The sequence below is a fragment of the Empedobacter sp. R132-2 genome (assembly GCF_030324375.1).
In the GTDB taxonomy this organism is placed as follows: Bacteria; Bacteroidota; Bacteroidia; order Flavobacteriales; family Weeksellaceae; genus Empedobacter; species Empedobacter falsenii_B.
On sequence record NZ_JACAGG010000025.1, the window covers coordinates 30,563 to 42,720 of the forward strand.

The 12,158-nt window shown below is 32.8% G+C and carries 7 protein-coding genes; 6 read left to right on the forward strand and 1 reads right to left on the reverse strand.

The window, feature by feature from the left end:
- Window positions 1–79: 79 nt before the first annotated feature.
- Window positions 80–2,299, reverse strand: a complete 2,220-nt coding sequence (gene katG / locus HXZ69_RS11300; protein WP_286496038.1) for a catalase/peroxidase HPI — start codon at window positions 2,297–2,299, stop codon at window positions 80–82.
- A 340-nt stretch (window positions 2,300–2,639) separates the two neighbouring features.
- Between katG and HXZ69_RS15315 the strand changes: the two genes are divergently transcribed.
- The 6 genes from HXZ69_RS15315 to HXZ69_RS11325 all read left to right on the forward strand — a co-directional run bounded on the left by HXZ69_RS15315 (window position 2,640) and on the right by HXZ69_RS11325 (window position 11,834).
- Window positions 2,640–2,960, forward strand: a complete 321-nt coding sequence (locus tag HXZ69_RS15315; RefSeq protein WP_280061562.1) for a DUF6660 family protein — start codon at window positions 2,640–2,642, stop codon at window positions 2,958–2,960.
- Window positions 2,961–3,085: 125 nt separating this feature from the next.
- The gene (locus HXZ69_RS11305) at window positions 3,086–7,447 is read left to right on the forward strand and encodes a CusA/CzcA family heavy metal efflux RND transporter (protein ID WP_286496041.1); all 4,362 of its coding nucleotides are present in this window, start codon (window positions 3,086–3,088) and stop codon (window positions 7,445–7,447) included.
- A gap of 1 nt (window position 7,448) precedes the next feature.
- Window positions 7,449–8,693, forward strand: coding sequence for an efflux RND transporter periplasmic adaptor subunit (locus HXZ69_RS11310; RefSeq protein ID WP_286496039.1), 1,245 nt, complete (start codon window positions 7,449–7,451; stop codon window positions 8,691–8,693).
- 1,667 nt (window positions 8,694–10,360) lie between these two features.
- Window positions 10,361–10,567 carry a helix-turn-helix transcriptional regulator gene (locus tag HXZ69_RS11315; protein WP_114999434.1) on the forward strand — a complete coding sequence of 69 codons (207 nt, stop codon included), beginning with the start codon at window positions 10,361–10,363 and terminating at the stop codon, window positions 10,565–10,567.
- On the forward strand, window positions 10,564–10,890 hold the full coding sequence (locus HXZ69_RS11320; RefSeq protein WP_221857121.1) for a HipA N-terminal domain-containing protein: 327 nt from the start codon (window positions 10,564–10,566) through the stop codon (window positions 10,888–10,890). Before HXZ69_RS11315 ends, HXZ69_RS11320 begins: the two co-directional genes overlap by 4 nt.
- Window positions 10,887–11,834 carry a HipA domain-containing protein gene (locus HXZ69_RS11325; protein WP_286496040.1) on the forward strand — a complete coding sequence of 316 codons (948 nt, stop codon included), beginning with the start codon at window positions 10,887–10,889 and terminating at the stop codon, window positions 11,832–11,834. Before HXZ69_RS11320 ends, HXZ69_RS11325 begins: the two co-directional genes overlap by 4 nt.
- The last annotated feature ends 324 nt before the right edge of the window (window positions 11,835–12,158 follow it).

The window sequence follows — 12,158 nt, forward strand, 5'->3', positions numbered from 1 at the left end:
GCGTAAAGCGTAAAGCGTAAAGCAAAAATAAAAAAACGGATTCTAAATTAGAATCCGTTTTTTTTATTTAATGATATATTTATTTCAAATCAAAACGATCTGCGTTCATCACTTTGTTCCAAGCGGCCACGAAATCATGTACAAATTTATCTTGCGCATCAGCTTGAGCATAAACTTCTGCTACGGCACGTAATTCAGAATTTGAACCGAATACTAAATCCGCACGAGTTCCTGTCCATTTTGGTGCTCCAGTTTTACGATCAGATCCCATATAGATTTCTTTCGTTTCATCTGTCGCTTTCCAAACAGTACCCATGTCCAATAAATTCACAAAGAAATCATTTGTCAACTGACCTGGACGATCTGTGAAAATACCATGTTTCGAACCATCATAATTCGCATTCATCGCACGCATTCCACCAACTAAAACAGTTAATTCTGGTGCAGTCAACGTTAACAATTGTGCTTTATCAATCACCAATTCTTCTGTCGAAACAGATCTTCTTGTGTTTTTGCGGTAGTTTTTAACCCCATCTGCAATTGTTTCTAAGTACGCTATAGATTCAACTTCTGTATCCTCTTGCGTTGCATCTCCACGACCTGCTGCAAACGGAACAGTAATTGTTTTTCCGGCATCTTTTGCTGCTTTTTCAATCGCTGCATTTCCTCCTAAGACAATTAAATCCGCAATCGAAACTTGTTTTGAAGAATTCGCTGAATTAAATTCTTGTTGAATATTTTCTAAAACTGTTAAGACTTTATTCAATTGAATTGGATTATTCCCTTCCCAATTTTTCATTGGTTCCAAACGAATACGCGCACCATTTGCTCCTCCACGTTTATCCGATCCACGGAAAGACGAAGCCGAAGCCCAAGCTGTAGAAACTAATTCTGAAACAGATAATCCTGAAGCTAAAATTTTAGATTTCAAATCAGCGATATCAACCTCATCAATTAATTCATGTGTAACAGCTGGAATTGGATCTTGCCAAGTGAACACTTCTTTCGGAACATCTGCACCTAAATAACGAGAAAGTGGTCCCATATCACGGTGTGTCAACTTGAACCATGCCTTACGGAAAGCATCTTCAAATTCTTCTGGATGTTGCAAGAAACGACGTCCAATTTTTTCGTAAGCTGGATCCATACGTAACGCAATATCCGAAGTCAACATCGTTGGTCTTAATTTTTTTGAAGCATCATGCGCATGTGGAATAATTTCGCCTACATCTTTTGCTACCCATTGATGAGCACCTGCAGGAGATTTTGTTAATTCCCATTCGAAACCAAATAAATAACTTAAAAATAAATTTGACCATTCTGTTGGTTTACTTGTCCAAGTTACTTCAATACCTGATGTAATTGTGTCACCTGCATTTCCTGTTCCGTACGAGTTTTTCCAACCCAAACCTTGCATTTCCAAATCAGAAGCTTCAGGATCTGGGCCAACATGATCAGCCGAAGCCGCACCATGCGTTTTTCCGAAAGTGTGACCACCAGCAATCAACGCCAATGTTTCTTCATCATTCATTGCCATACGCGCAAACGTATCACGAATATCGCGTGACGAAGCCAAAGGATCTGGATTACCATCTGGACCTTCTGGATTCACATAAATCAATCCCATTTGTACCGCAGCCAACGGATTCTCTAAATCACGATCACCAGAATAACGGCTATTTGGACCACCACTCTCTTCTAACCAAATTTTTTCAGAACCCCAATATACATCCATATTTGGTTCCCAAACATCAGCACGACCACCAGCAAAACCTAACGTTTTGAATCCCATCGACTCTAAGGCTACATTTCCTGTTAAGATAATTAAATCTGCCCATGAAATTTTATTACCATATTTTTGTTTGATAGGCCAAATTAAACGACGCGCTTTGTCCAACGAAACGTTGTCTGGCCATGAGTTAAGCGGCGCAAAACGTTGTTGTCCTTCACCTGCTCCACCACGACCATCTTGCACACGGTATGTACCTGCACTATGCCATGCCATACGAATGAAAAATGGGCCATAATGCCCAAAATCTGCTGGCCACCAATCTTGAGAATCAGTCATCAAAGCTTTTAAATCAGCTTTAACCGCTTCTAAATCTAATTTTTTAAATTCTTCGGCGTAATTAAAATCTTCCCCCATTGGGTTCGATTTATTTGAATGTTGACGTAAAATATCAACTTTTAATTGATTTGGCCACCAATCTTGATTTTGTGTTCCTTCTCCTGCCACTGGTTTTGACATTGTACCATTGTGGAAAGGGCATTTTGAAATATCACCTCCTTGATTCTCCATGAATACTATTTTTTTATGTTTAATAATTTTTGTTTTGTAAATATCATAAATATAGTAATTTGTCTTATCAATTAAAAATCAAATTGTTTTATCAATCAATCAATTTATTTTATATAGAATGTAAATTAAATAGTTATTAATTATATTATAAAAATTGATTCGTTTATTTTTAATGAGTAAAGAGATTTCGAGAATCCTCTAGCTTTTAAGTTTATATCTGTATCAAGATAAAACTACATTTCACATAATATCAATGCATAGAAATTTTCAATCTTAACTTCAATATATCTTAACATCGTAAAATTATTATAGTCAAAAAAATGTTTATACATTTGTAACAATGAAATTTATAATTCTCATAATTGCATTATATGTTAATGTTCTATCATTTGTGCCATGTCAAGACACAAATACTAATAGAACGCAAGTTTCTATGGTGCATAGTGAGAAAGATAATTCAGATCATAAAGATCAATGTAGTCCTTTGTGCGTTTGTAATTGTTGTCAAATTACAATTTCATCAATGAAATTTACACGATTACTAAAAACTCCTAAAGTTTTTGAACCAAATACTTCCAAGAAAATACAATTCAAAAAGAATACAATTCAAAACCAATTGTATGCCGATATCTGGCAACCTCCTAAAATAAATATTGCTTAACGAGACGATTTCTTTTTTCGTCTACACATTGATTTCAATTGATATAAAATTGAAGTCAACACTTTTCTGTGCTCATTTATTTTGATAATAAGTGGGTAATGTTAATACAATTAATCAAATTATCTGTGTTAGATAAAATCATAAAATTTAGTATCCAAAACAAAATTGTTATTGGAATTATGACTGTATTGTGGATTATCTGGGGCGTATGGAGCGCAACAAAATTGCCAATAGATGCGGTACCCGATATTACCAACAATCAAGTCCAAATTATTACGGTCAGCCCTACTCTAGCTGGTCAAGAAGTAGAACAATTGGTCACTTTTCCAATTGAGCAAAGTATTGCGAATATTCCTGATATCGAAGAAACAAGAAGTATTTCTCGTTTTGGTTTATCTGTGATTACGGTAGTGTTTAAAGAAGATGTAGATATTTATTTTGCGCGTCAATTAGTCAACGAAAAATTAAAAGAAGCACAAGAAGACATTCCGCAAGGTGTTGGCATTCCCGAATTATCACCTGTGAGTACTGGTCTTGGAGAAGTCTATCAATATATTTTACATCCTAAAAAGGGAAGTGAGAAAAAATACAATTCAAAACAATTGCGCGAAATGCAAGATTGGATTGTTCGTAGACAATTAAACGGAACGCCTGGTGTTGCTGAGATCAATAGTTTCGGTGGAGAATTGAAGGAATACGAAGTTGCTTTAGATCCGAATAGATTGCGCGCAATGGGAATTAGTGTATCGGATATTTTTGATGCCTTAGAAAAAAATAATCAAAATACTGGAGGAGCTTACATCGATAAGAAGCCAAATGCTTACTTTATTCGAGGAATTGGAATGGTAACTTCTTTAGATGATGTAAAATTAATTCCTATAAAAAATGTGACGGGAACTGTTCCTATTTTTATAAAAGACGTAGCTGATGTAAGACTAGGACATGCCATACGATACGGAGCGATGACCTACAATGGTGAAGTAGATGCTGTTGGAGGTGTTGTAATGATGTTAAAAGGAGCCAATTCTAACGAAGTGGTTAACCTAATTAAAGATAAAATACCTACAATTCAAAAATCACTACCAGACGATATCGTCATCGAGCCTTTCCTAGATCGAACGAATTTAGTAAATCGTGCAATTAAAACAGTAGAAAAAAATCTGATCGAAGGTGCATTAATTGTCATTTTTGTATTGGTTATTTTTCTTGGTAATCTAAGAGCTGGTTTAATCGTTGCTTCAGCAATTCCTCTATCCTTATTATTTGCATTAGGAATGATGAATGTTTTTGGTGTAAGTGCGAATTTAATGAGTTTAGGAGCGATTGATTTTGGATTGATAGTCGATGGAGCCGTTATTATTGTAGAAGCGACTTTACATCATCTTGGACTTAGAAAATCAACGCATCGATTAACCCAAAAAGAAATGGATGAAGAGGTTTTTCTTTCAGCTTCAAAAATTAGAAATTCAGCCGCTTTCGGGGAAATTATCATCCTTATTGTGTACATTCCTATTCTTACATTGGTTGGTGTAGAAGGAAAAATGTTTACACCAATGGCTAAAACAGTTGGTTTTGCAATTCTAGGTGCATTGATTCTTTCGTTAACGTACATCCCAATGATGAGTGCTTTATTTTTATCAAAAAAGCCTACTCTCAAAGCTTCTTTTTCAGATAAAATGATGGTGAAAATCCATAAAGTTTATGAACCATTATTAGAAAAAGCAATCCGAATCAAATATTGGTTAGTTGGTATTACAGTTGCAATTTTTGCAGTATCAATTATTCAATTCAGGAATATGGGAGGAGAATTTATTCCACAATTACAAGAAGGTGATTTTGCTTTTCACTGTATTTTACCACAAGGAAGTTCCTTAACCCAAAGTTTAGAAACATCCATGCAAGCTTCTCGAATTTTAAAAGAATTTGATGAAGTAAAAATGGTCGTTGGCAAAACAGGTTCTGCTGAGGTCCCTACAGATCCTATGCCTCCTGAAGCAACAGATATGATTATCGTTCTAAAACCAAAGGACGAATGGAAAAGAAAAATTTCTTATGAAGAATTAGGTGATGAAATGATGGAAAAACTAGAGGTTATTCCTGGTGTATTCTTTGAAAAAAATCAACCAATTCAAATGCGTTTTAATGAATTGATGACAGGAATTCGACAAGATGTAGCAGTCAAAATTTTTGGCGAGAATTTAGATTCGTTGTCTTATTATGCAGATAAAACCTCAAAAGCAATTCAATCTGTTGAAGGTGTTACAGTACCCCAAGTAGAACGCGTAAGTGGTTTGCCTCAGATTAATATTGAATATGACCGAATCCGAATGGCAAATTACGGATTAAACATTCAAGATGTAAATGATATGTTGAGTACAGCATTTGCTGGAAAAACAGCTGGACAAGTTTTCGAGAATGAACGACGCTTTGATTTGGTTGTTCGATTGGATAGTGTGCATCGAAAAAGCATTGATGACATTAACAATTTAATGATTCCTACAAGTTCTGGCAATCAAATTCCAATCTCTCAGGTCGCAAATGTGAGTTATAAATTAGGCGCTTCACAAATTAGTCGCGAAGAAGGAAAACGAAGAATTGTAATTGGTTTCAACGTAAAAGATCGCGACGTACAATCAGTTGTAAAAGATATTCAGACAAAATTAGACAACGAAATCAAATTGCCTTCTGGCTATTATTTCACCTATGGAGGGCAGTTCGAAAATCTACAAGCAGCTAGTCAACGTTTGATGATTGCAGTACCAATCTCCTTATTATTAATTTTTATGTTATTGTATTTCACATTTCATTCCTTCAAACAAGCTGCATTAATTTTCACAGCAATTCCAATGAGTGCAATCGGAGGTATTTTTGCATTAATCATTCGCGATATGCCATTTAGTATTAGTGCCGGAATCGGTTTTATTGCTTTGTTCGGAGTAGCTGTTTTAAACGGAATTGTTTTAATTGGAACATTCAACCAATTAGAAAAAGAAGGAGAAAAAAATATTCTAAAACGAATAATGGAAGGAACCAATATCCGATTACGACCAGTATTAATGACAGCGACAGTTGCATCGTTAGGATTTTTACCAATGGCAATTTCCACAGGCGCAGGTGCCGAGGTTCAAAAACCTTTAGCAACAGTTGTCATTGGAGGATTAATCACAGCTACTTTTTTAACCTTATTTGTATTACCAATGTTATATTTAATATTCAATTCAAAACTTTCGAAAATAAAATTGAATTCAAAAAATACACTTCCATTTCTTGTAATCGGAATGTTTTTAATGGGACAATCTATTCAAGCGCAAACTCGTTCAATTAATATTCAAGAAGCACAACAAATTGCAATTGAAAATAATCCATTAATCAAAGCAAATGAACGAAGTATTTCATCAAGTGAAGCTTTAAAAGGAACCGCAAATGAATTACCAAAATTAAATGTGGAAGCACAACTTGGGCAATATGCGAGTCCAAAATTTGATTATGGTTTATCCATTTCTCAAAGTATTCCATTTCCAACGATTTTTAAACATCGAAAGGCAGTTTTAGAATCAGAAGTAAATAGCAAGAAGATACAAAAAGAAGTAACAACAAACGAATTGTTGAAACAAGTGAGAACCTATTTCTATCAGATCGAATATTTTGAATATAACCATGATCAACTCGAACAATTAAATAAACTTTATTTAGAATTTATTCGAATTGCTTCGGTTCGATTTAATGCGGGTGATATTAAGAAAATCGAAATTAATTCGGCAGAAACACAACAAGGAGAAATCAACCTACTGTTGAAACAAAACAAAGTGTATTTAGCAAATGCGTACAAAAATCTAAACGTATTATTGAATACCGAAGAGAGTTTTACAATTACCAAAGAGACGAATTATATTCCATTAAAATTGAGTGGAATTTTAGACGGTTCTACAATTGATAATAATCCTACTCTCAAAGCTTTTTACCAACAGATGGAAATTACAGAACGAAACAAAGAAGTCGTAAAAGCCGAAGGTTTACCAGAATTCTCAGTTGGTGTAAACAGTTTATCGATGATTGGAATGCACGAAAAAAATGGCGTGGAAAGATATTACAATGGCCTTGATCGTTTTACTTCAGTAAACCTTGGTGTAGCAATTCCATTAACGTTTGGTGCTACAAAAGCAAAAATCAAAGCATTGGAATATGATAAACAAGCCATTCAAGAAACAGCCAATTTTCAAAAACAGCAACTAAAAGTTCAATTAGAAAACGCAACCAGTCAATATCAGCAAGATTTGGAGCAGTATGAATATTATGTAAACCAAGCTATTCCAAATGCAGAAAAAATTGTAAAAGCAGCTCAATTAGGTTACAAAACTGGTGAAATCTCGTATGTTGAATATCTTTTTGCATTGCAAACCGCAACGGATATTCAATTAAAATATCTTGAATCGATACAACAAGTCAATCAAACTATTGTCAATATTAATTCTATCATCAATCAATAAAATGAAAAAAATAAAGATCATTATCTATAGCATGTTAACCATATTATTTCTAAGTAGTTGTACCAAAGAAACAAAAACGGAACAACCCACAGAAGAAAAAGAAGCTGAACACGAAGAAACGCCACAAACAATTGTTACGCTAACAGAAGAACAGATGAAGGCTGTTGGTATAAAACTGGGAACTATTGAAGTAAAAGAGCTAACGGCTATGATTAAAGCAAACGGACTTTTGAATGTTCCAAACAGTAATATGGCCAGTGTATCATCCATGTTTGGTGGAGTAATACAAACATTACCTATTCAGGAAGGTTCATATGTCAAAAAAGGACAAGTAATTGCGACAATTTCAAACCCAGAATTTATTCTAACACAAGAACAATACTTAACTGTTTTGAGTCGAATTACCTATGCAGAGCAAGAATTTAGAAGACAAAAAGAATTGTTTGATAACGATGCAGGTGCAAAAAAGAACCTTCAGAATTCTTCTGCCGAATTGAAAACATTACGTTCTCAAAAAGCATCTTTGTCTCGTCAACTGCAAATGATGGGAATTAATCCTTCTAAAGTAACCAATGCAAATTTGAGAAATGGAATGGTCATTACAGCACCAATTAGTGGAACAGTAAGTAAAATTATTGCGCAAATAGGAAGTTATGTAGATGTCTCATCTCCTGTCGCTGAAATCATTGATAATAGTTCTATTCACTTAGACTTACAAGTTTTCGAGAAAGATTTACCTAAAATGAAAGTTGGTCAGGTCATTCAATTTGAATTAACAAATAATCCAGGAAACAGTTACGAAGCAGTCGTTTACAGCATTGGTTCTTCTTTCGAAAATGAAAGTAAAACCATAGCAGTACATAGCAAAGTACGAGGAAATAAAAGTGGATTAATAAATGGAATGAATATTACAGGAGCCGTAAGCTTAAGTAATTCCTCTACACCTGCTGTTCCGAATGAAGCAATTGTAGAAGCAGATGGTAAATTTTACATCTTTGTCAAAACAAACAAAAAAGTAGAAGAGCATACAGACGAAGAAAGTAAAGATCCGAATGAAAAGAACAAAGAACATAAAAATGAAACATCGATAAACTTTGAAAAAATCGAGGTTGTAAAAGGTTCTTCAGATATGGGTTACACAGCTATTACAACCGTAAATAAAATTGATCCAACTGCACAAATTGTTGTAAAAGGAGCGTTTTTTGTGAATGCTAAATTAAGTAATTCTGGCGATCACGGACATTAAAAACAATTCAAATAAATTGAGTCATATGCACTCCCCTAACTAACTTCCAATAAAAAGTCCGATAGACAATATGTTTATTGGACTTTTTAGTAGTTGTAATAAATAAGTAACTATTTAATTCGTAATTCAAAAATCTCAAATACTTTTTTATCATATGATATTCATCAAAGCTTATCATCTAGCTGTCATTCTGGGCTTGTCTCAGAATCGCATTCAATATGTCATTTCGAGGTATCGAGAAATCTTTTGTCACTTTTTTAGAGATTGTATAATTCAACAAATTGAAACATAGCGATCTACTAACTATGTGTAATAGATTTATCTTCTCTATTGCTCTTTATTTTCTACATCCAGGTTCTATGTATCTATGTGGTGAATATTCTTTTCTGTCATATCTTCCTTTCATTTTTTTATTCATAGCTTATCTATTTTAATTATCGGTATTCATATACCCTTCGGGGAAGCTCATCCAAAAAAACATTTGAAATTAAAAGGAGGAGCCATGGTATGGCTCAGGTAATTCAACTTGCTAAATTATTTACATAAAGTTGGCAACTCGCTCCACTCAGACACTCCAACTTTTTTTATTCCAATGATTTAGAGTTAAATTGCATTTCGATTCTAAATCGTCGGATTTTTCTAATCCTTTTTTCTAATTCAGATTCGTTATCACTTTTATCAACGGATTTTAGAGTCGACTTACGATTTGCAGACGAGCTTCAATCCATTGAAACAAGCGTAAAAAAGATTAGTGAGCGATAGCGAATCATTTAATCTTTTTAGTGCGTAAAATGGTAATTGAACGTCGAAAATCGCAGTCTTGATTTTTTGATTACTTTTTGATCAAGCAAAAAGTAATAAATAAAGAACTACTAATTATTCTCTTATTCACGTAATTATGTTCAGAACCTCAACTCGTTGTTAATTTGAGGTATCGAGAAATCTATTACTTTCATTTTTTTATTCATAGCTTATCTATTTTAATTATAGGTATTCAGATGCCCTTCGGGGAATAGTCAAAAAAACTAACGAAAAAAGACTTGGCTGTAAAACTCTCTACTAAATATGTTCTCATTTCTCTAAAGATTTTAAAAACCCTACGGGCTAATACCTTTTTAAGTTTCATTCAAACATTTTCTTAACGTGTGTGTTTTAATACCGTTTTCGTCATTCTTTTCCAATATTCAAATTCGCTTTTAGTACGGTCACTGAGGTTTTAGAAGGAAAAAATCAAACATGCGAAGGGAATAGATCGTAAAAATGTGGCTTCGTGAACCTCAGCCACCAAGAAAAACCTGTTCCTAGGCTCTCGAAGGGAAAAGATCAAACTATCAAGAAGAAAAGGTTTTCAGTATGGTTAAAATTTAGTTTATATCCATTTGTTATACGTCTTAATTAAAATTCGTCAGTTCGAGTGATTTTTCGAAATAATAATGAAGAAAAATTGTATCGAGAATAGAATTTTATCTTCAAAAAATTCAGCCACCAAAAGATCGTTCCCTGAGTTCTAAAAAGGAAAATATCGTAAAAGTGTGACTTCGAGAACCTCAGCCACCAAGAAATGACCGTACCCTAAAAGGTATAATACTTACGTTTATATAAATTTTATACCTTATTGGGTATAAAACAAAAATTATGACTATATTTATACCTCAAAGGGTATAAGTATGAATCAATCAATTGCAGAATTTATCAAACAGAAAAGAAAAAGATTAAAACTTACACAACCTGAATTAGCTGAGAGAGCTGGAGTTGGTTTAAGATTTATTCGTGAACTAGAACAAGGAAAACCTTCTGTAAGATTAGATAAAGTGAATCAAGTTTTAGCTTTATTTGGTTCTGAAGTTGGTGTAATTGATAAAATTGAGCAATGAGAAAAGGTTTAGTCTATTATAAAAATCAATTTGCAGGAACAATTTCTGAAAATGAAAATGGTTATATTTTTAAATACGATCAAGAATATTTGAATAATTTGGAATCGAAACCAATTAGTTTAACGCTTCCAAAACAACAAGATTCTTATGAAAGTAAAATTTTATTTCCTTTTTTTGATGGATTAATACCAGAAGGTTGGCTTTTGAATATTGCAGTAAAAAATTGGAAATTAAATTCTAAAGATCGTTTTGGTTTATTATTAACCCTTTGCAAAGATTGTATTGGAGCTGTTTCTATCATTTCAAATAATGAAGAATTATGATAAAATGCCTTAGTTGTTACAAAGAATTAGCAGAAAATGAAATTGATTTTCATTCTAAATGTTCTAAAAAAATATTTGGTTCAATAAATCCTCCTTCAATTGATTTTGACAGCAAACAATTAGAAGAATTAGCAAAAGAGTTGATTGTAAAAAGTGTTGCAGTTACAGGTGTACAGCCAAAATTATCTTTAAATCTTATAAGCGATATAAATAAACAATCGAGATTTACAATTGTGGATCTTGAAGGAAATTATATTTTAAAACCTGCTTCAAAAGAATATATCGACTTACCCGAAAATGAAGACTTAACCATGCATTTAGCGGAATTGGTAAAAATAAAAACAGCAACACACACACTTATTCGGCTTAAATCAGGTGAATTGGCTTATTTAACAAAGCGATTTGATCGAAAAAATCAAGATAAAATTGCTGTTGAAGACTTTTGTCAATTGACTGAAAATTTAACGGAACATAAATATCGAGGATCAATAGAAAAAATCGGAAAATTAATCTATCAACTAACTAAAAATAGTGGATTTGAAGCTCAAAAATTATTTGAAATTGTTTTATTTAATTACTTGACTGCAAATGCTGATATGCATCTTAAAAACTATTCATTAATCGAAAATGATTTCAATGAATACCAATTATCTCCAGCTTACGATTTATTGAATACACTGTTATTAATTCCCGATGATAAGGAAGAATCTGCATTAACAATTAATGGTAAAAAAAATAGATTAAAAATAGAAGATTTCAATCAGTTAGCGAAAACATTAAAAATACCTAATAAATCAGTAGAATCTATTTACAAAAGATTCATCAAAATTAGACTAAAATGGATCGATTTTGTGGAGATTAGCTTCTTAAATAAAGATACTAAACAAGCGTATATTGAAACATTGAACACTAGATTTAATAAATTGTTTAGTTCTAATAATTAGAGCAAGTATGACTTCAAGAACCTCAGCCACCAAGAAAACCGTTCCCTGAGCATTCTAAATGCAGTATCTTTCTATAACTTTTTTATTCATAGCTTAATCTATTTTAATTATAGATATTCATTTGAAACAATAATAACTCATGAATAAAAAATGAATGAATATAGTTTTTCAAAATCCTTTTTCTAATTCAAATTCGTTGTCACTTTTAACAACAAATTTTGTCATTCTGATTTCTATGACAAAACCAAGTTATTTTTATAAATAGTTTGATTTTTAATTAGAGCATAAATCCGATGAATAATTTTGTTTCTCACAGCGTTTAAA